Origin of the sequence: Streptomyces sp. NPDC100445 (assembly GCF_044759735.1) — a bacterium.
Taxonomy (GTDB): domain Bacteria; phylum Actinomycetota; class Actinomycetes; order Streptomycetales; family Streptomycetaceae; genus Streptomyces.
Genome location: NZ_JBIVZV010000001.1, coordinates 323,864 through 343,368 on the forward strand (window position 1 = coordinate 323,864; position 19,505 = coordinate 343,368).

General features: G+C 69.6%; 17 protein-coding genes and 4 pseudogenes. 10 read left to right on the forward strand and 11 right to left on the reverse strand.

Annotated elements, in window-relative coordinates:
- Window positions 1-156: 156 nt before the first annotated feature.
- Window positions 157-2,247: a hypothetical protein gene (locus ACIQVT_RS01305; RefSeq protein WP_403745751.1), complete on the reverse strand. Its 2,091-nt coding sequence runs from the start codon at window positions 2,245-2,247 to the stop codon at window positions 157-159.
- Between the two features lie 995 nt (window positions 2,248-3,242).
- Between ACIQVT_RS01305 and ACIQVT_RS01310 the strand changes: the two genes are divergently transcribed.
- The 3 genes from ACIQVT_RS01310 (at window position 3,243) to ACIQVT_RS01320 (ending at window position 6,739) form a co-directional block, all read left to right on the forward strand.
- Entirely contained in the window at window positions 3,243-4,082 is an 840-nt protein-coding gene (locus ACIQVT_RS01310) for a YhjD/YihY/BrkB family envelope integrity protein (RefSeq protein ID WP_403745753.1), read from the forward strand.
- A 295-nt stretch (window positions 4,083-4,377) separates the two neighbouring features.
- A complete protein-coding gene (locus ACIQVT_RS01315) occupies window positions 4,378-5,769 on the forward strand; it encodes a diacylglycerol/lipid kinase family protein (RefSeq protein WP_403745755.1) in 1,392 nt (463 codons plus the stop codon).
- 130 nt (window positions 5,770-5,899) lie between these two features.
- Window positions 5,900-6,739, forward strand: coding sequence for a class II glutamine amidotransferase (locus ACIQVT_RS01320; protein ID WP_403745757.1), 840 nt, complete (start codon window positions 5,900-5,902; stop codon window positions 6,737-6,739).
- A gap of 1,417 nt (window positions 6,740-8,156) precedes the next feature.
- Here ACIQVT_RS01320 and ACIQVT_RS01325 read toward each other — a convergent pair.
- From ACIQVT_RS01325 to ACIQVT_RS01335, 3 genes and pseudogenes are all read right to left on the reverse strand, one after another.
- Window positions 8,157-8,561, reverse strand: coding sequence for a hypothetical protein (locus tag ACIQVT_RS01325; protein ID WP_403745759.1), 405 nt, complete (start codon window positions 8,559-8,561; stop codon window positions 8,157-8,159).
- Between the two features lie 6 nt (window positions 8,562-8,567).
- A complete protein-coding gene (locus tag ACIQVT_RS01330) occupies window positions 8,568-9,002 on the reverse strand; it encodes a hypothetical protein (RefSeq protein WP_403745761.1) in 435 nt (144 codons plus the stop codon).
- Window positions 9,003-9,421: 419 nt separating this feature from the next.
- Window positions 9,422-9,717: pseudogene (locus tag ACIQVT_RS01335) on the reverse strand (transposase); the annotation flags it as partial.
- Window positions 9,718-9,924: 207 nt separating this feature from the next.
- Here ACIQVT_RS01335 and ACIQVT_RS01340 point away from each other — a divergent pair.
- The 4 genes from ACIQVT_RS01340 to ACIQVT_RS01355 all read left to right on the forward strand — a co-directional run bounded on the left by ACIQVT_RS01340 (window position 9,925) and on the right by ACIQVT_RS01355 (window position 11,723).
- A complete protein-coding gene (locus tag ACIQVT_RS01340) occupies window positions 9,925-10,269 on the forward strand; it encodes a helix-turn-helix transcriptional regulator (RefSeq protein WP_403745763.1) in 345 nt (114 codons plus the stop codon).
- Between the two features lie 134 nt (window positions 10,270-10,403).
- Window positions 10,404-10,541, forward strand: a complete 138-nt coding sequence (locus tag ACIQVT_RS01345) for an ATP-dependent DNA ligase (RefSeq protein WP_403745765.1) — start codon at window positions 10,404-10,406, stop codon at window positions 10,539-10,541.
- A gap of 752 nt (window positions 10,542-11,293) precedes the next feature.
- A complete protein-coding gene (locus tag ACIQVT_RS01350; RefSeq protein ID WP_403745767.1) occupies window positions 11,294-11,446 on the forward strand; it encodes a hypothetical protein in 153 nt (50 codons plus the stop codon).
- Window positions 11,409-11,723: a hypothetical protein gene (locus tag ACIQVT_RS01355; RefSeq protein ID WP_403745769.1), complete on the forward strand. Its 315-nt coding sequence runs from the start codon at window positions 11,409-11,411 to the stop codon at window positions 11,721-11,723. Before ACIQVT_RS01350 ends, ACIQVT_RS01355 begins: the two co-directional genes overlap by 38 nt.
- Before the next feature lie 306 nt (window positions 11,724-12,029).
- On the opposite strand, the gene ACIQVT_RS01360 is transcribed toward ACIQVT_RS01355, so the two are convergent.
- On the reverse strand, window positions 12,030-13,079 hold the full coding sequence (locus tag ACIQVT_RS01360; RefSeq protein ID WP_403745771.1) for a replication-relaxation family protein: 1,050 nt from the start codon (window positions 13,077-13,079) through the stop codon (window positions 12,030-12,032).
- Between ACIQVT_RS01360 and ACIQVT_RS01365 the strand changes: the two are divergent.
- Window positions 12,996-13,289, forward strand: a pseudogene (locus ACIQVT_RS01365) (transposase); the annotation flags it as partial. The gene ACIQVT_RS01360 and the pseudogene ACIQVT_RS01365 sit on opposite strands and share 84 nt — an antisense overlap.
- A 535-nt stretch (window positions 13,290-13,824) precedes the next feature.
- Here ACIQVT_RS01365 and ACIQVT_RS01370 read toward each other — a convergent pair.
- Window positions 13,825-14,433: an ABATE domain-containing protein gene (locus ACIQVT_RS01370; RefSeq protein WP_403745773.1), complete on the reverse strand. Its 609-nt coding sequence runs from the start codon at window positions 14,431-14,433 to the stop codon at window positions 13,825-13,827.
- A 93-nt stretch (window positions 14,434-14,526) separates the two neighbouring features.
- On the opposite strand from ACIQVT_RS01370, the gene ACIQVT_RS01375 reads away from it, so the two are divergent.
- Entirely contained in the window at window positions 14,527-15,318 is a 792-nt protein-coding gene (locus ACIQVT_RS01375) for an MBL fold metallo-hydrolase (RefSeq protein ID WP_403747830.1), read from the forward strand.
- An 82-nt stretch (window positions 15,319-15,400) separates the two neighbouring features.
- On the opposite strand, the gene ACIQVT_RS01380 is transcribed toward ACIQVT_RS01375, so the two are convergent.
- From ACIQVT_RS01380 to ACIQVT_RS01395, 4 genes and pseudogenes are all read right to left on the reverse strand, one after another.
- Window positions 15,401-15,703 (reverse strand): hypothetical protein, encoded by a 303-nt coding sequence (locus tag ACIQVT_RS01380; protein ID WP_403745775.1) that lies wholly within the window; start codon window positions 15,701-15,703, stop codon window positions 15,401-15,403.
- A gap of 111 nt (window positions 15,704-15,814) precedes the next feature.
- A pseudogene (locus ACIQVT_RS01385) lies at window positions 15,815-16,445 on the reverse strand (methyltransferase); the annotation flags it as partial.
- A gap of 63 nt (window positions 16,446-16,508) precedes the next feature.
- Window positions 16,509-16,841: a hypothetical protein gene (locus ACIQVT_RS01390; RefSeq protein WP_403745777.1), complete on the reverse strand. Its 333-nt coding sequence runs from the start codon at window positions 16,839-16,841 to the stop codon at window positions 16,509-16,511.
- A 504-nt stretch (window positions 16,842-17,345) separates the two neighbouring features.
- Window positions 17,346-17,732: a winged helix-turn-helix transcriptional regulator gene (locus tag ACIQVT_RS01395; RefSeq protein ID WP_403745779.1), complete on the reverse strand. Its 387-nt coding sequence runs from the start codon at window positions 17,730-17,732 to the stop codon at window positions 17,346-17,348.
- A 113-nt stretch (window positions 17,733-17,845) separates the two neighbouring features.
- Between ACIQVT_RS01395 and ACIQVT_RS01400 the strand changes: the two genes are divergently transcribed.
- The gene (locus ACIQVT_RS01400) at window positions 17,846-18,781 is read left to right on the forward strand and encodes an NADP-dependent oxidoreductase (protein WP_403745781.1); all 936 of its coding nucleotides are present in this window, start codon (window positions 17,846-17,848) and stop codon (window positions 18,779-18,781) included.
- Between the two features lie 258 nt (window positions 18,782-19,039).
- Here ACIQVT_RS01400 and ACIQVT_RS01405 read toward each other — a convergent pair.
- Window positions 19,040-19,312 (reverse strand): annotated as a pseudogene (locus tag ACIQVT_RS01405) (hypothetical protein); the annotation flags it as partial.
- Window positions 19,313-19,505: the final 193 nt, after the last annotated feature.

The following is a 19,505-nucleotide window of genomic DNA, read 5'->3' on the forward strand; positions in this document are numbered from 1 at the left end:
CAGACAGTCATCGATCATCCTTCAGTGGCAACCGGTCAACGTTCACTGGCACGGGTCAACCGTAGTCGGGCCCGGACCGGTGTCACGCGGACGGCGTCCCGCCCGGGCGGGACGGGCGGGCACGTACCGAGCGCCCGGGACTGACGCCACCGGACGTCAGGGGAGCGCGAGCACCGCGGCGATGGCGGAGCGGAGATTCTGGTCGTCGAGGACGGCGCGGTAGTCCCGGTGGTTGGAAAGCCGCAGATCGCGAGCCCCGACGAGGCACAGTGCCCGCCGTGCGGCCGTCGTGACCGTGCCGATGCGCAGGAACCCGCGGAGTGCCTCGGCCAGGTCGCCGTAGCGGTCGTCGTCCCCGGTGAAGCGCGCGACGATCTGCTCCAACACCGCTAAGGTGCTATCCGCATCGCCGGTGATCGCCCACAGAGCGACCGCCGCCGTCGCCCTCCCGTACTCGGCGTTCTCCATGACCTCACGCACCCGTGCGGCGTGCGCCGCGGCGGCGGGGCCGAAGTCGGACAGGAGGAGGACCGGTCCGTACGGCGACGCCTGCTCGTCGTGCATCGCCTCGCCCAGGAGCCGCAGGGCAGTGCCGTCGTCACCCCCCGCGATGCGCCAAGCTGCCCACGCAATCCTGCGGTGGTTGTCCGGGTTGTCGAGGACGACCGCGTCGCGCACGGCGGACGCCGTCGAGACGGCACCCGGCCCCATCGCCAGCAGCACGTCGACCACGTGCAACGAGTACCGCGCGTCCTTCAGCAGCGGCAGAACGACCGGGAGCACGGGCAGCGCGTCCGGCCCCCACTCCTCGGCGACGTGCAGCAAGGTGCCCATGATCTCGCCGTGATCGCCGTGCCGTTCGTGGTCCTGCCGCACCTCCTCCACCAGCGCGGGCAGCAGGACGTCCGCGTGCTCGCGCAACGGCGCGAGGACTTCGTGCATCTCCGGCCGGCGCGGATCGCCCGCGACCCAGCTGCGCCCGAAGTGCTCCCGGTGGGGCGCCCAGAGCGATTCGACGAGGCCGGGGAGGCCGCGGGGGTCGCCCAGCCGGACCAGGGCCCAGCGTGCGAAGTCACCGACAGTCCCCTCGATCCAGGAGATCTCGTCGGTCCCCGGATCATCGAGCAGTGCCGCCAGGCGGTCGGCGTACGGGCCGGACTCAGGGGCGAGCATGGCGAGGAGGTGCGCGGCCTTGAGCCGCACGCAGTCGTCGGCGCAGTCCAGCAGCCGTACGGCGAGAGGCAGCACCGTCGGTGCCGCGGAACGCCGCAGCACCAGGTGTTGCCACGCCTCGTCCAGGACGACCCGGCGCAGCCCGTCGTCCGCGGTGCGTTCCGCCGCATCAGCCAGCCGGGTCACCAACGACAGGGCGTCCGACGGGACGTGGTCGAGGAGACCGGACACCCATGCGGCGACGTCGTCACGGGTGGAAGGGGTTTCGACGTCCGGCACCCACCAGACCCGCTCGAACCGGGGCCGTACGGCCGGATCGGCGAGGATGTCCACCAGCAGGTCAGCATGCCGGAGGGGGGCATCGCGATCGAGGGACGCCCGGGCGATCACGGCCGCCACCTTCATCACCGGCTCGTCGTCGCGCAGCACCCGGCTCAGCACCGCCTCCACCGCGCCGGCGAACCGGTGCCGGCCGCCGGGAGACCCGGTCTCCGGCACGCCGGCGGTCGTCGCGGCGCGGGTGCCCAACGCGAGCAGGAGAGGCAGGCGTACGGCAGGATCCGTCTCGGCGTACCACCGGTCCAGCAGCGCGTCGTCCTCCGCGAGGAGGAGGGCGGCCCGCCGGACGCTCGGCGCGGGGTCCGCGAGGAGCATCGAGATCTTGTCGCCCTGACGCCGCCACTCCTCCCGCCACGCTCCGTGCGCGCCGTGTGCGCCGGCCTCACTCGCCGCCCCGTTCAGGGCGCCGAGCAGTTCGACGAGAGTGACTCGTGCGCCGTTGGCGGGGTCGCAGGCGAGCGCCGTGAGGAACGGCAGGGCCGCGGCCGCGGCCGGCGGCAGCCCGCCTCCCGGAGCGAACAGGCAGGAGTACAGCGGGTGGCAGTCCTCCTCCGTCGCCGCTGGACCTCGCCTCACCAGGCGGCGCAGCGCCCGCGGGACCTCCTTGACCGGATGATGCTCCGGCACACCCGTCCGGAACCGGCTCCAGTCCACCGCGTCCACCGCCTCGACCGAAGTCCCCGCCACCGCCACCCCGTCAGTCCGCCGTTCGTCGACCGACTGACATCCTGCCATCGACCCGACGGGATGATCACCTCGAAATCTGCCTGGTGAAAAGCAGCGCCTGCGGCCAGGCCACGTTCATGCGCCCCGTCACGGCGACGACTACGACGACACCTCACCGGCCGCCGAGGTACAGCAGGCCGCGCACGAAGACCGGGAGAGGTCCCTCAGCCGCCACCCGCTCACCTACGTCCAGGACTCCTGGGCCGTCCACGCCACCCTGGAGCTGGAGGCACCCGGCATCGAGCACCGCACCGAGCAGCACCAGGACGGCGGGACACAATGAGGATGGCCCACCCCGACGGCTCCTGGGCCCGCGCCAACACCAACAAGTCCCGTGACCTGCCGCGACCGTCCACCAAGGTGGTCCCCGCCGCCTGTGGGGCCTACTGACCGACATCCTCGACCGCCTCATCACCGGCGGAGAGCTGCCGGTGACCAGGGCCCACGTCACCATCACACCCGACGGACAGACCGCCCTCTCCCGCGGCCGGTGGTCAACCACCTTGTAGACCTTCGGCGCCGCGGTGACCACCGGCCGGACCACGTTCGCCTCCCGCAGCGACATCCACCACGGCTTGATCCGGCGGACGCTGCGGAACGGCTCGGGTCCCCGAAAGTCCCGCTGAACCGGTCACGGACCCGGGGCACGGGTAAGCCAGGCTGGGCCCGGCCGAGTCGTCAGTGCCGGGCGCGATGCCTCCGGCATGACGATCACCATGCGCAACTGCGGACCGACCTGGACCGATACCGACGGCGTGGCACGCGCTTCGCCTGTCGCCTACGACAAGCCGAGCGGGGAGAGACAGAAACAGACCCTCCAGGACGCGGGGTGCACGAATGTGGAGCTGCTGGAGGTCAAGCCGGGAACACTGCTGGATCCACCACTGCGGAGGTGGCTGCCTGTCGCTATCGTCGGTGGCCGTGTCACGCGAAGGTGTGGTCCAGAGGCCGAGGCCCCTCAGGTCCGCGCGACACCGCCCGCCCAGCGCTGTTGACTGCCTCGTATGGGCAAGTGCAGGCCATCACCCGGTGAAGACCGCGGCAAGACCACCTTCCGGGCTGGGCCGGACAAGAAATGGCAGGTGGTGGGCAGGCGCCTTGCGACAAGTGCGGCGGGACGCTTGTGGGATCGTCTCAGCGCGGCGGACTTCTTCGGCCACTCGTTCCAGTTGGCGTCACTTGCCTTCCTCTGTTTCTTCCCGTTCCTGATCCTCGTCACCACTGCGGTCGGCCAGGATGCGGCAAAGGTCATGGCCGGATGGCTCGGACTGAACCAGCAGGCGGCCCAGGCCCTGGCTGCCCTGTTCAGACCCAATCCCAGTTCGGGCACCCTCACCCTGGTGAGCGCACTGTTGCTGATCGCGGGGGCGGTCGCCGTAGCCGGCACCCTTCAGAGCTGGTACCAGTTGCTGTTCGAGGTTCCTCCACAGTGGTGGCGGGACTTCGCGGCTCAGCTCGTATGGCTGACGGTTCTGGTCGCGTACAGCGCGGCCCAGGCCGGGATCGGCGCAGCACTGGCAACACTTCCCCTGAGGGGCCTGTCCGGTTTTGCCGTGGCACTGCTCTTCTGGTGGGGGACCATGCGTCTGCTGCTTACCGGAGCGGTCACCTGGCGCTTCCTCCTGCCTGCGGCCTTGGCCACGAGCGTCGCATGGACAGGGCTCGGGCTGTTCTCCTCCCGCTTCTTCTCGGCGACGATCGTGGCCAACAGTCAGAAGTACGGTCCTGTGGGCGTCGTCATGGTCATCATGTCCTGGCTGGTGGCGGTAGGGGTGGTCATCCACCTCGGTGCCGTTGTGGGCCACGAGTACGTCAAGCGCCGTGCCGCTCGCTCACCGTGCTGACGCCGCGCTCGGGAGCCACTTCAGGAGATCTCTGGTCGGTGGAGATCACCATCTCCATGCGGAGCGGTCTCGGGCGGGCCCGGGAGTCGTGGCTCCCGTGAGGCATGCCGTGTGCCGTTCCGGATCTATGACGATCTCCGAAGTGAGGGCGTAGCGATAGATGCGTCTTCGATTGACTCTTCACCCCCGGTGGGTGAGGGAATCCGCACCGCGCTGCGGCAGGCTTGGACCAAAGCCCCGGAAGGACACGCTCTCGCCCCGCACGGCGCGCGAGAGGCGATGGGAAGGGCATCGCATGAATGGACGCAGTTCCAAAGCCAGGAGGCCAGCGGCCGAGGCCGGAGGAACCAGCGGTCAGGGCCGCCCCGGATGGGCGCGTCTGGCGCTGCTCGCCCTGGTCGTGAGCGTGCTGGTGCCTGTGCTGACCGCCGGTCTGCGCGGCCTGCTGTGGATGGTGGCCGGCATCGCCGGACTGGCCCTCGCCGCCGTCGGGGTGTGGTGGACCTTGGCCCACACCGGCATGGTGCGGACGGCCGGAGTGGCACTGTGCGTGAGCGCGCCACTGGTCGTGATGGGGGTGTACGCCGCGACCGGCATGCTGGGGCCGGTCCTGCTGTCCCTCGCCCTGTGGGTACTGGCCATGGCGGCAGCCCGGGTGGCGGTGGTGTCCCGGCACACCGCGGGCGACCGCGGGTCCACCGAGGTGCCTCACCACGCGTGGATCCTCATGAATCCACGCTCCGGCGGTGGCAAGGTCGAGCGTTTCCAGCTGGAGGAGAAGGCGCGGACGGCAGGCGCCCGTGTCGTCCTGCTCGGCGCCGAAAGGCAGGACGTTGCCGAGTTGGCCCGACAGGCCGTGGCAGAGGGAGCCGACCTGCTGGGCGTAGCGGGCGGCGACGGCACCCAGGCCCTGGTGGCGGAGGTGGCGGCCCAGCACGATCTGCCCTTCATGGTGATCCCCGCCGGCACCCGCAACCACTTCGCCTTCGACCTCGGTCTCGACCGCGACGATCCGGCGACAGCCCTGGACGCCCTTGCCGACGGCGTCGAACTCCGTATCGACCTCGGGTTCGCAGCCGACCGGGTGTTCGTCAACAACGCCTCCTTCGGAACGTACGCGGCCGTCGTGGCTGATCCCGCCTATCGCAGCCGGAAGGTGCACACGAGCCTGCAGATGCTTCCCGGGCTCCTCACCGGTCCTGACGCGCCCAGGCTGCGGATGCGGGCCGGTGACACACACGCCGACGGGTTGCAGGCACTACTCGTCAGCAACAACCCCTACCTGCGCGCCGTCGAATCGGCCCATCCGGGGCGCAGGGAACGGCTCGACTCCGGGCTGCTCGGCTTGCTGTGCGTACGGGTCGACAACACAGCGCAGGCGGCAGGGATGGTACGCGGCGCCCGTTCCGCCGGCCTGCTGAGACTCACAGCGAAGGAGGCAGTCGTCGAAGCGGACACAGACACCGTCCCAGCCGGCATCGACGGAGAACATGTGCTGCTGCCCGCTCCCGTGGTGTGCCGTATCGCGCCAGGGGCGCTGCGGGTCCGCGTGCCGCGCGACCGCCCGGGGACACCGCTGGTGGGAGCAACGGCCGACTGGCCACGCGTCACACGGCTCGCGCTCGGCCGACTGGCCCCGAGAAGGGGCCGCGCCCCGGAGACCGCCCGATCCGAAGACACCGGGTGAGGGCGGTATCGCAGGTGCGGCGCACGCTTTCGTGCACCGACCACCTGGGACGCTCCACCCAACAAACCATCTGCCACCCGGGACAGCACCATGGCCGGTGCAGACCGCAAGACCAGGAAGGCGGAAGCCGATGTGCCGGTGGCTTGCCTACTCCGGAACGCCCATCCTGCTCGACACCATCCTCTACCGACCCGCACACTCGCTGATCGACCAGAGCCTGCACGCCCGACTGGGCGTCGAGACGACCAATGGCGACGGGTTCGGCGTCGGCTGGTACACACCCGATCCGACCCCAGACACCCCCGCGATCGTCCGGGACACCGGACCGGCTTGGAGCAACCGCAACCTACGGGAGATCGCCGATCACGTCCGCTCCCCGCTGTTCTTCGCACACATCCGGGCCTCCACCGGCACCGCGGTGCAGCAGACCAACTGTCACCCCTTCCGCCACGGTCGCTGGATGTGGATGCACAACGGTGCGATCACCGATTTCAACCGCATGCGGCGGGACCTGGCACTGGCCGTTGACCCGGCACTCTTCCCCCACGTCGAGGGATCGACGGACTCCGAGATGATGTTCTACCTGGCGCTCACCTACGGATTGGAACAGGACCCGCCGGGTGCCGTGGAGCGGATGACGGGCCTGGTGGAACGGACCGGTCACCGGCACGATGTGGAGTTTCCGCTCCAGATGACCGTCGCCGTGACCGACGGCCAACGACTGTGGGCCTTCCGCTACTCCAGTCAGGGAGCCTCACGCTCGCTCTACTACAGCACGCGGGTGGAGACACTACGAGCACTCCATCCGGACGCGGCTTTCCTACGGGACATATCCGACGAGACACGCCTCGTCGTGTCAGAGCCCCTGGGCGATCTTCCCGGTGCCTGGAACGAAGTCCCCGAAAGCAGCTACGGCATTGTGCAGCAGGGGGCGGACGAACTGCTCCCCTTCGCCCCGCAAGCCGTATAGAAGCCCACGGCCCTACTGGATCGGGGAAACAACGTGGTCACCCCACCGGTCGCCGTGGTCGAAACGGATCCCCGCCCCGGCGACGCGGCCGGTGCGTTCACCCACAGCGACCGGGCCAAGCGGTTGCTGGGTTGGGAGCCCCGGCACAGCATCGCGGACGGCATCCGCGGTTCATTGCGATGGGCCGAGATCCGTGACGAACGACTCAGCGACGGGGACGGAGGGTGAGAACGGGCCCCCGGGCCCGCCTCATGCCTGAGGCGCGCTCGGGACCGGCTCGCGCACTCCGGGACGCGAAGTACGCAGCAACGCTCTCCGGCCGGTGGACTCCACCAGTGGACCCACTCGTGCGATTCGGTGTACCTGAGGTCCGCAGGAATCATGGCAGGTCTCCTCAGGTCACCACGTCCACGATGTCCGCGACCCGCTGCCCCGTGGCGACCGTGACGGCCGCTGTCCGCGCCACTCTCGTCACGGCCGTGCCGGCCCCCCCGCGGCAGTCGCACCGCGCAGGCCGCGGGCCTGCAACACGTACGGGGCGTGCCGCAGCACCAGCGTCAGTGGCCCCCACCAGAAGCGTTCGGCCAGAAGCCGGGCCGTGGCGGGGACGCCAGGTGAAACGGTGATCGCGGAGAACGCGCCCAGGGGTAGCCGGCGTGGTCGAGACGGTCGTTCTTCACCCGGCGTCGCGTAGGGCTGGAATTCTTGCCGGACGCCCGAACAATAGGCGAAGCGCCGGCGTTTACCTTCAGGACGCAGGCGTCCGCGAACCATTGCCGGTCCTGGCCGATCTCGGCAGGCACCCGGGCGCCGAGCTGGACGCCTGCCGAGATCGGGGAAGCTGAGGATGATCTCAGCGTCAGGGTGCCGAGGGAAAGCCTCCTCGACCGCCTCAAGGAGGTCATCGGCGGCGGTGCAGGCGACCTCCAGCTGAATCAGGAGTGCGAGCATTGCTTGCCGAGTGCGTCCTCGACCAGCTGCGGCTGACGGGCCCACTCACCCGGCAGGTCTCGCGGAGCCGCTCACTCGCCTGCGCTGCCCCGCTGCCGACCGGACCGCTTCAGGGCGGCCTGCCAGCTGCATGCGGGGAAGTCGAGCGGCCTCGGCTGATGTCGGGGCCGCCTCCAGGAGTTCGTGGTTGGGCCGTGGACGAGGGGTCGCGTGGTCGGTGCGCAGTGGCTCTCGGTGCGTCGCCGTCAACGCGGGCAGTCCAGACACCTCGTCCCGACCCATCCCGCCAACCCTGGACTGTCCAGAAAGCACTTGCGCCAAATAGCGCCGGGAGCAGTTCAAGACGCGCCCCGGTCGGCGAGCCAGAACATCATGTTGAGGGACGGTCCCTGCGACGGGCTGACCTCCATGCGCTCCCTCGCCGCCGATGGCCAGTGCAGGCCCTGGCCTTCGTCATCACGCCCGGTCAAGCCGACGAGGCATCCGCGTTCCCGGAGGGCAGGCGGTCGGCCATGCGACCACCGCCGGGGGGTTTGGTCTGCCACCATTCCATGAGCTGAATGTAGAGCGCGTTGGCAGCGGCTCGGACTTCTTCCCATGCGGGATGGTCCCGGAAGAGCTCGCGATAGTCCGAGCCACGGCATTCCAGGCGAACACGCCAGTGTTCTCCCCGTGGGCCCCAGTCCCCGGAGCCCGGGACGTAGTGGCGTTCGTGCAGTTCGACGGTGAGTACGTGCCACGCTTTGACGGGAGTCATCTCCAGGGAGACGACTTCCACGACGTCATGGGCGCCATGGCCTGTAACACCGAAGTCGTGGACGCCCATGAGGAAGGGCACGAGGAGATCACGGACGCGTGCGGCTGGGTCCATCGGTGGTCAGCACTTCTTCCCGGCGGTGATGCCGATCTTGTCGGGGTTGATGTAGGCGGTGACGATGCCCTGGGGGTTGATGTGCGGCTTGCCGCCCTTGGCACCTGGGTTCGCGACGACCTTGAAGCGGCTCTTTGGGGGGCACTGCTTGACCATGTCATCGAAGATGCGGCGGCCGGGCTGGTTGACGGTTATCGTGCCGTTCGCGATCGTGTTCGCGATCTTCCGGTCGAAGGCGGCCGACCAGCGGCCCTTCTTCGTCAGGTGCCGGTAGCCCCAGGTGGAGGTGCCGCAGCGCAGTACCCAGGGAACCTTCGGACCAACCTTGGGGCCACGGTAGTAGGTACGGACCACCTTGGACTGGGCGGCGTGTGCGCAGGGGTCCTTCTTCGCCTGGGCCACGGCGCTGGAGGATGCGGTGTGGCCGCTGCTGTGGGCCATGGAGGGGGATGCGGCGCCGGTGAGGCCTACGGTGGCGAGGACTGTTACGGCAAGTGTGCGTCGCGCAGTGAGCATGTTCCCTTTCCCGGACTCAAGATTCCCGCCCGCGCCGAGTATGCGGGGGCGGGGTTCTTGAGACTAGGAGCGATCGTCGTGGGAGACTATCGTCCTTTTGTGCATCGCCCGGTTGGGCAAGGGCTGTGGGCCGCGTGCACGCCGCGGGGCGGGCACGACCAGGGGTCTGGTCAAGAGGACGTGGATGTGACGGGGGGCGAGCGCAACGGCCGTCCGATGTGCGGCCGATCCCGGGGGCGAGGGTCTCGGTCCCACTCCTACCGTAAGCGGTGCGTTTGCCGCAGGGCATGCCGCTGGCCTGTGTGAGGGGTCCGAGCGTGCTTGGTGCCTGCGCCTTTGGCGCTGGGGCTGAAGTGGCGGCCTCGGCGGGGGTCGTGTCTCGTTTGGTGACCCTCCACCACGGGGCTCCAGTGCTTCGCTGTCACGGGTGTTGCCGGCCGAGACGCCGACGAGGAGGGGAGTCCGTTCGCGTCCGACAGGACGTGCATCTTGGAAACCGGTCTGCCCCGGTCCACGGGGCTCGGACCTGTGTGTTGGCCTCCTTTCTGGCGCGGACGTGGGCGGCGTCCAGGACGACGCGGGTGTCGTCGATGAGATCGGCGTCGTCGAGCCGGTGCAGCACGGCTTCATGCATGCGCCCAGGGTTCGGTTGCTCACAGCGCTTCCCTGTGATCGTGAAGAAGCCTAGGAACCCCCCACCTTGGGGCAACACCTGTTCGAACAAGACAAGTTGACACACCATTAAAGACGTGAGCGGTCGCTTAGAGGCGGGTAGGTTGGAGTTCGGCCGCAGATGCAACCAGGCCACGGGGGTCTGCTGGAAACGCTGCGACCAGGAAGGGCCGACATGGCCATACGGTCCAACGCGGGAGACACGGCCTGCCCCTACCGACGCACCGGGCACAGCCCCGAACCCGGCGTATGGCGGCTGGACGGACTGACCGACAGAGAAAGGGAGGTTCTCCTGCTGCTGGGAACGGGACAGGGCAACCGTGAGCTGGCAAGGGAACTAGGGATCGCAGAACACACAGTGAAAGCGCACATCGCGAAGGTCGTGGCAAAGCTGGGAATGAAGACGCGGGCGCAGGCCACGATCTTCTCAGCTCTGGCCCACGTAGCACTGTGCACCGACCCGATGTGCTCGCGGCGCCTCGGCCAGGTACCGGGTCAGGGAGCGCCGTCTGTCGCGTGAGACGGTGAAAGGCCACCTCTCGTGAACCGGCGCCCCGGCGGCAACGCCGCTTCGGGTCCGGTGCCACGGTGATCGCACCACCGGCCCCGAACCGGCGTTGCCGCCCCGCTCAACTCTGTCGACACACCGCGAAGATGGACGTCGTCCTGGAGGTCGCCGTCGACGTCGCCCGCGACGCCTCGGGGCGGTGGCGGCACCCCGCCCGGCCACACCGCATTTGCACGGACATCGACGTGGCGCAGGTGCCACCGTTCGGCGCAGACGGAAGCTAGGTGCGCTAGAGGCCTCCCCGGCCGGGAAGCCGGCGCAAGCAGTCATGCCGGTCGGCAGTGGGGTGGCCGGCCCACCCCCGCGGAAGCATTGTTGCGGCGTTACCCAGGTGCCGGGGACGAACCCGGAGGGCAAGTGACGGCCACACCCACGTGCTGGTCACAGCAGCGAAAGGCCACGCCCGCGGGACCGCGGGGAGCACTGAAAGCCGGGCAGCGGAGACCGCGGCGGCGGTGTTCCCGAGGGGAACGACGACGACTCGGGACGGCCCTCAACCTGGTCATGCAGAACCAGTCCTTGGGAGGTGAGCTCCCAGTCCACGAGCTGCTTGCACACGTCGTCAAGAACCGTGTGTGTCGCCACTGTGGTCACTCCCGCGACAGCCGCCCTCCGGCCGCAGCCATCACCACAGCGCTCAGCGCTGTTCATCAGCGCGCGAAAAGCATGTAGAGGATGGCGGTTGCTATCGCGCTGATGAGCAGGGAGCCCAGACAGCCGAGTCGGCTACTGAAGAAGAACATGGTGGCCGTCTACCCCGAACACCCGCAGGGTTGCACTGCGGACCGACGGTCCAGACCAGGGTTCCGAAGAGCGGCTCGGCGGCCTGAAGGGGCCGAGCCGGCATGGGGGTGCTGCGGGTGCGCGCGCGCTCGTCACAGCAGCGAGAAGAGCTACCAGAGTCGACCGACCAGGTCACGGTGCCGATCTCCCGTGGATCTGCCGCTCGCCGTCCGTCGGCCGGAGAGCGATGTGGGTGGCGATCGGAGTCCGTGGCGTTTTCTACGGCCACTGCGCCGACCATCGCGAGCCTGCCGAGGCAGTCTGCCGGGCCTGCCTGCTGGTCGGTCCGATGAGCCGGGACGAGCTGCGTGAGGCCATCACCGGGTCGGCCGCCTCCGCCGGCTGAAGGTGGACGTGGGCTCACCGGCAGGATCATCGAGGAGGTCGTCGACCAGCCCGGTGCGCTGCCCATGATTTCCCACGCCCTGCTGGAGACCCGGCACCGTCGCCGCGGTCGACTGCTGACCCTGGCGGCGTACGAGGAGAGCAGTGGGGTACGGGGCATGATCGCCACCACCGCCGAACAGGTGTACACCAGGCTGTCCGCGGAGCACCGCCGTGCCGCCCGGCGCATCCTGCTGCGGCTGATCGCTCCCGGTACGACCACCCCAGCGAAACCGTGAACGGGGCAGACGCGGCCGGCACCCGTCGTCCGGCGTCCCGCCCCGTGGTGCAGTGACTTCGGGACCGGTCCCGCTGTGCGGGCGGCTGCCGACCGCACAGCAGACTCGTGCCGTCAGGTCCGCCGGCGGAAACCAGCCGCGACTTCGGTCCGGCTCGGGGTCGTCCCCCGGCTCCGACGGTGCTGCGGCCGGGAGACGGGCGGCTTCGGCGGCGGCTTCCCCGCGGGTGACATCGTCGGCGTGGCAGGTGCCGCACACGGCCACATCCCCAGCGTTCCAGGCCGTCCGGTGCGCGGTGGTCTCCTCTCAGCGCTGATCGGTGAACCTCTGTCCGCACCGCTTGCACACAGGGCGCTCCGTCTCCCGCTGTGCGGCACGACGCCGCTCCTCTTCCCTGTCGGCGCGGGCCTCCTGGTCGCAGAAGAGGACGTCGCCGTCATGGTTGTCGAGCGCGGCCGTCAGCGTCTGCTCGTCCGTCCGTCCCAGCCGCCGCCACGACGCCGCGTCCGCGCCGTGCTCTTGGCGTCGTTCTAGGGTGGTGACCACGACGGGCACCGCCTGGCCGTAATCCCGGGCCGTGATCCCCGGTGGCAGGTATCGAACCGGCGCGGCACCCAGTAGCGGCGGCCGGCCTCCTCCAGCACGGCGGCGTGTTGGCGACCTTCGCCTGGGTGGTGGCCGCGAACACGAACGCGAGTGGCACCAGGCCCTCCCGGCCGGTCGGCGGGTAGACCTGGCGCCACAGCCGCTTCCCGTGGCGACGTTCCCGATCGCGTCCGGCCGGGAGCGGACCAGGTCCACGGTGTGCTTGTCCGCGTCCCGTGGCAACAATCGGCCCCACTCCCGGTACCGGCGCAGCTTGGCGACCAGGTCGTGGGCGTCCTCGGTGCGGCGGTCGATCTCCAGCAACAGCACCGGCACCCCGGCCGCCGGTGCCCGCACCACCGCGTCCGCCCGCTGCACGAAGCCGCTGCCGAGCCGGTGCCCGACCTCCGTCTGAAATCCGAGCCGGTGCGTGATCCCGGCGCGGTGCAGTGCGGCGGCCGTCGAGGTGACCGCCGCGGCGTGGTCGTCGTAGCTGGGGCCGAGCAGTTCCCCGGAGTCCGGGTCGTACTCCTGCTTGCGCAGCACCGAGACCCGTATGCCCTTCGGCTCCAGCAGCTGCTTCGCCTCGCCGTGGCCGCGCTTGGTGAGCACCCACACCTGCCGCTGGTCCTCCTGCACCGACTCGGTCCTCACCAGGTGGTGGGCCTCCAGATCCAGGAGGGTGTCTTCCCCACCGCCGCCCACCTCGCCTCCTACGCCGGCCTGGCGCCGACGACGAAGTCGTCGAGGACCTCGATCCATGGCGAACATGCGCCCAGAGGCGGCAACCGGCAGCTCAAGCGGGCGATGTTCCTGTCCGCGTTCGCTGCCCTGCACGATCCCACCTCCCGCACCTACTACGACCGCTGCCGGGCCCGAGGGAAGACCCACACCCAGGCACTTCTCCGCCTGGCCCGCCAGCGGATCAACGTGCTGTTCGCGATGCTCCGCGACGGCACCTTCTACGAACCCAGAAACCCCACGCCTCGCTTGACGAAAGACATAGAGGCACCCCCCGTCCGCCGGGTGCCTGCGGGAACGCCCAGATCTTGGCGACGGGGCGCGGAGGGGGTGATGGAGGGATCCGCAGAGGGGGCCTCGCCAGTCCGGGCGCGGGGCTGCTCGGGGCCGCCGGCGGTACTCGCCACGGAGTGCTCCTGCATGTGGGGCGAGCCCATCCCGCCATTCACCTCGTGCAGGCGCGGAGGTCGGCCTCCGTGTGACGCCGACCTTGGAAAACCTCTCCGTCGTGACCGCATCGTGACCAACCGAGCGTGACGGCTGCTGATAGCTGGCGGACGACCGGAGGAATCCCGCAGGTGACGAGTGTGTGGTCGAACGTAGTTGGCAAGTTCGGTCGACGATAGTCGGCGAGACCATCACCGTTCCCGTCACTGAGGGTCAGAGGCCAGCTGACAGGCGAGTGCCCGGCTGTCGGTTGGCCAGGGAAGCAGCCTGCTGAAGGTGCTTCGCGGTGGCCACCGGGCGGCCGCAGGAGGGCCCTGGGGGTGGTGCGTCAGTCCGAGGCGCCGCTGCGCCGGGCGTAGGCGCGGGCGGCGCGGGCACGGTCGCCGCAGCGTGTGGAGCACCAGTGGCGTCGGCCGTGGGTGCGCAGGAGGAACCGGTCGCAGGGCGCTGATCCGCAGGCGGCGAGGATGTCGGCGTCGGGACCGGTGAGCAGGTCGGCGGCGTCGGCGGCGAGGGTCGCCAGTGCGTGGTTGACGGCCTGGTCGGTGGGGTGTGCCCGGATACGGCGCAGCCCCCGGGCTCCGTCCCAGGCGAGGAGGGGGGCGGTAGGCACGGCCGTGAGGGTCTCGTTCACCGCGCGCAGGGATTCCTCGGGCGGGGTGGTGGTGGCTACGCGGGCGGCGAACAGAGCGCGGATGTGGGCGCGCAGCGTGCGCATCCGCTGTGCGCACACCTCGTACAGCTGCACGTCCGGGGTGGTCAGGTCGTGGGCGACGAGCCAGCGCATGGCGGATTCCGGGGCTGCGAGCAGGTCGTAGCTCTGGCCGGCGGGCAGGGTGGCGGCGGTGTCGGCGAAGTCCAGGGAGCGATACCGATCGGCACCCGGTGCCGGGGGCAGAGCGGTCGGCGCCACGTCGGTGGCCGGGGTGTCGTCCATGCCTCTCATGGTAGCGCTTGCGTTTTTCCGTGATGCCTGCCTAGCCTGGCATCACGTTAACCGCAGGTTTTTTTCATGAGAAACGGAGACGTGATGTCCCAACTCGACGCCAACCAGTTCCCGGTCCGCACGTTCGGTGGGCCGACCGCCCTGTTCGAGTACGGCGGCCTGCGCTTCCTGACCGACCCGACCTTCGACGGCCCCGGCGACTATGCCTCGCCCGGTGGCCCGACCCTGACCAAGACCGCCCCCTCCACCACCACACCCGCCGACCTCGGCCCCATCGACGTGGTCCTGCTCTCCCACGACGAGCACGCCGACAACCTCGACACCTCCGGTCGCGCCCTGCTCACCGACGTCCCCCTCACCCTCACCACACCTGACGGCGGCAAGCGCCTCGGGGCGAAGGCCAGCGGCCTGGCCGACTGGGAGGCGGTCGAGCTGGAGCGCCCGGGCGGCGGCACCATCACTGTGACCGGAGTCCCTGCCATCCACGGTCCCGGCGCCCGTGAGGAGGTCGAGCCCTTCACCGGCCAGGTCGTCGGCTTCGTCCTGACCGGCGACGGCCTGCCGACGGTCTACGTCAGCGGCGACAACGCCTCGCTCGACGCCGTCAGGAAGATCGCCGAGCGCTTCGCCCCTATCGACACCGCCCTCCTGTTCGCCGGCGCCCCCCGCTTCCCCATGGTCTTCGATGGCAACCTGATCGTCCTGGACAGTGCGCAGGCGGCCATGGCCACCCGGATTCTTGACGCCCGCCGCGTCGTCCCGGTCCACCACGACAGTTGGGCCCACTTCACCGAAGGCCGCGACGAGCTGGAGGCGGCCTTCGCCGCCGCGGGCCTGACCGACCGCCTGGACCAGGACTGGGCGCAGTACGCCTGAGCCCCGACCGTCACTCAGGAACTTCACCTCAGATCGCTCCCAGTCATGGGCTGAGACACCTCACGTTGCTATGCCGGCAAGTTCAGCGGACGAGACCTCCGTTCACGGCTCGGTTGTAGAGGCGCTGGTGCCACTCGTTGGAGTCCGGCCCGGGGTCGGTGGTCAGCACGGGGGTCGGCCCCGTCTCGATGAGGTGGAGGAGCGTCCAGGCGACGCCGTAGCAGTCGTCCGGGCCGAAGCAGGCGACGAGCGCACAGGCTTCCTCTCCTGTGACCGGTTTCGGAATCGCTTCGATCTGCCCCGCACGCCTCTCGATCTCTTCTTCGCTCGCGTCCCAGTCGGGGAGCGGGCCGTCGGCGACGAATGTCTGCACTTCGGGTCTCATGCGCGAATGATCGGCCGTTTTCGCCATCATGAGCAAGGCGTCTTAGCTGGTCAGGCTGGCGCCGCCTCGACGAGCGACGGCGCAGGGAACGCTGAGTCTTCGTCGAAGAGCTCACGCTTCTGGAGGCAGTGGTACTGACCTGAGGGACGCGGCCGGCTCCCTGCCGCGCGCAGGACCTCGCGCCTCGAGCAGTTGCTGACGTGTCCGGAGGCCGAGGTGCTCTGCCAGGTCGGACAGGATGAGCCAGCCCTCACCACCTGGCCGCAGGTGGGCGGACAGTCCGGTGAGGAAGCCGTGGAGCATGGTGCTGTCCGGGTCGTAGACGCCTTGCTCGATGGGACTGGTCGAACGGGCGGGGAGCCAGGGTGGGTTACACACGATGAGGTCGGCGCGGCCTTCGGGGAACAGGCCGGGACCCGACACCTCAGATACGGTCGGTCAGCGCGAGCCGGTGGGCGTTCTCCCCTGGCGCAGGCCAGGGCGCGTGGGCTGATGTCGGTGGCCACAACGCGGTTGATTCCGCGCCGGGCCAGGACCGCAGCGAGGACACAGGTTCCCGTGCCGAGATCGAACGCCGTGCTGGTGTCGGACTATGCAGGGCCGTCGGTGGCAGCGGCGTATGGGCGACCAGGTCGACGTACTCGCCTCTGACAGGTGCGAACACCCCATAGTAGGGGTGGATGCGGGTACCGAGCGCCGGCACGTCCACCCCTTTCAGACGCCACTGGTGAGCACCGATCACTCAGGCAGGCACCGAGTACGTGCGCTTCCGCCTCCGGGCTCTCGGTGGCCGGTTCCTGCACGGTCACCGGGCCGCCTCCGTCCCCGCGCTCACGCCCGGATGCGTGCAGGGCACCATCGGGCCGTCGTCGTAGAGGACCCAACCCTCCGCGTCGCAGGCGGGGCAGGCGGCCACCGGCGCCAGGCGCGCCGCGCCGTCGACGGCGGCCGGGGCCGTACGCGGCTTCACCGTGGCGTAGCGGCGCAAGTCCTCCACCCATCCCGGCGGGCACTTCGTCCAGGACGTGGCCCCGCCGGTGTCCTTCAGGATGTCGGCCTCCAGCAGCCTGCGGTGGGCGTCGTCCATCTCGGCCAGTGCCGGCCAGCCCTGCGCCCGCATCGCCCGCATCGCCCGCATCGCCCGCCTCGCCCGCCTCGCCCGCATCAGCTTCGGCGCGCACCGCCTGGCCGTGGCCGCTCCCGCCTGCCAATGCCGCATCCGCTGGAGGAACTCGCTGGCGCCGCGCAGCTCTTCCGCAGAGAACTCCGGAGCCCGCTCCCCCGACTGCTGCTCCCTTTATGGCGGCAGTGACCGCGCGGGACCGGTGAGGGGGCTGGGGCCGGAGGAATCCTCCTCTCCGGGGGTGTCGGGGGTGAGAGGCGGATCACGGGTTTTCCGCATTCCGGCTCTGCCCAGGCGGAACGCGGGCTTCCCACGATACGGGGTCCTGGGAATCGCGGGTTTCCCGCACTTCGGCTCTGAGGTCAGGCTGCGTGAATCCTTCACACAACTCGTGCCAGAACCCGAGATCGACAGCGGTTGTTCAGCCGCGCGGGAGGCACCGAGTTCGGACCGAGGTTCATGTCCACGAGAACGGACAGCACCCGCTCGGCCTGGTAAGGCCTTCGAAGCGGAGAGGTGTCAGTCGGCGGCGTCGCCGTCATAGCGTTCGCGGGCGGCCAGAACCTCGTCCATGTTCTCTTCCGCCCAGCTCTTGATCGCCTGCATGACAGGGATCAAGCCCTCCCCCAATGGCGTCAGGGCGTAGTCCACGCGAACAGGCACCGAGAGTGTGACAGTGCGTTCGACGAGACCGTCACGTTCGAGGTTCCGGAGCGTCTGCGTCAGCATCTTCTGGCTGATGCTCGCGAGCCGTCGGGAGAGATCACTGTAGCGCTGCGGACCTGCGGAGAGCGCATTGACAATCAGGCTGACCCATTTGTTGCTGATTCGGTCCAGCAACTGCCGTGCGGGGCACTCGGCCAGGTACGCGTCGTAAGCGGCACGGGTGTCGGGCTGCGTCGCCATGGCTCTCCTTCAGGTGTGGTGCGCACTTTGAAGTGCCTGCTTCCCAGCGGAGAGTAGCTCTCCTTAGGGTCGTGATGCACACAGTCCCTGTGGATCACCGTGAGGAGTAGGCGATGCGTGCCGTTGTGGTGAGGTCTTTCGGCGGGCCGGACGTTCTGGAGATCAGCGAGGTGCCGGTGCCCGCGACCGGTCCGGGACAAGTACGGATCCGGGTCGACGCCGCTTCCGTCAATCCCGTCGATGCAGCGACGCGTTCCGGTGCGCTGACCTCGGCGGGGCTGATGGCGGCGCGCGAAGTCGTCGGCATCGGATGGGATGTCGCCGGACACGTCGACGAGGTGGGAAAAGGTGTCACGACGTTCACTCCTGGTGACAGGGTGATCGGCCTACGGGACCGACTCGATGTCTCGCTGGGCACGTACGCGGAGTTCGTCGTACTCGACGCTGAAGCGGTCGCGCCCGCCCCCGTGGGTATCTCCGCCGCCGAGGCGGCCACGCTGCCCCTGAACGGGTTGACCGCCCTCCAGGCGCTGGACCTGCTGGCCCTGGAACCGGGCGCTACGTTGCTGGTCACCGGTGCGGCAGGCGCGGTAGGCGGCTTCGCGGTGGAATTGGCCACGCTGCGTGGGCTGCGGGTGGTGGCCGCTGCCGGTGCCCAGGATGAAGGATTCGTCCGGGCAGCGGGCGCGCGGTGGTTCGTCCCCCGCTCCGCCGACCTCGCCGAAGCCGTCCGTGACCTCGTCCCCGGAGGCGTCGACGGGGCTCTCGACGCCGCTGTGCTCGGCGTCCGGGCACTTGGCGCCGTACGCAACCGGGGAGCCTTCGTCTCGGTCGTCGCCGGCGCGGCTCCATTGCCGCTGCGCGGCATCACCGTCTCCGAGCAGTGGGTCGCCGCGGACGGCTCCGCCCTCAGGTGGCTGTCCTCGCTGGCCGAACGCGGCCAGGTGTCCCTCCGCGTCGCCAATACGTTGCCGCTGCACCACGCCGTCCAGGCACACGAGGCGCTCGCCAAGGGCGGCCTGCGGGGCAGATTGGTCCTCACTCCGTGACATCGCCAACCGCCTCCAGACGCTTCCGGTGGAGCGGCCGGCAACGGTGTCAGCCGAGCCGCGAGCCATGCCCGGCGCTGTCGAATTCATGAGCATCCAAATCGCTCGCCGGTGGCCAGGTGCTGCCCGAATAGCCGTCGAAGTGCTGTTCGTACTCGCGTACAGAGCCAACCGCTCCTTGCCGTCGACGTCCTTCACCTTCCGCCGGCGCAACCGCATGTACTTGTCGATCTTCCCGGCGAGTACCTGCGCGGACTCATAACAGTTGTCGATCTCCGCGAACAGCAACGGCACGCCATCCTCCCGCGCGGTGACGACGATGTCCGCCTGGGCGCCTCCCTTGCCGGGGTTGGACCAGGTGCCCGTCGCGGGCAGCGCCACCTCGGTCGCGTAGGAGGCGATGGTGTCCAACCCGTCCGGTGCATCGACCGCGGCCTGAGCGGCGGCGAGGACATCGGCCGGCTCGCCTGCGAGCTGAGCCAGGCCCGGCTTCGGGCACAGCAGAGCGAGCGCGGCGTCGTTGACCACCATCGGATGGGAGGCGCCCGTGCGGCCCGCGCCGCGAGCCGGGTGCGTCGCCTTCTGCGCGCCTTTGAACCACTTACGCCGGTGATCTGTCTGCGGAATCGCCGCCGAAGCCCTCGGCGGCCACCCCGCCCACGGTCTCGAAGTCGAACTCACCGACCTCCCCGACCTCGAATTCGAGCTGTAACCGGACCGGGAC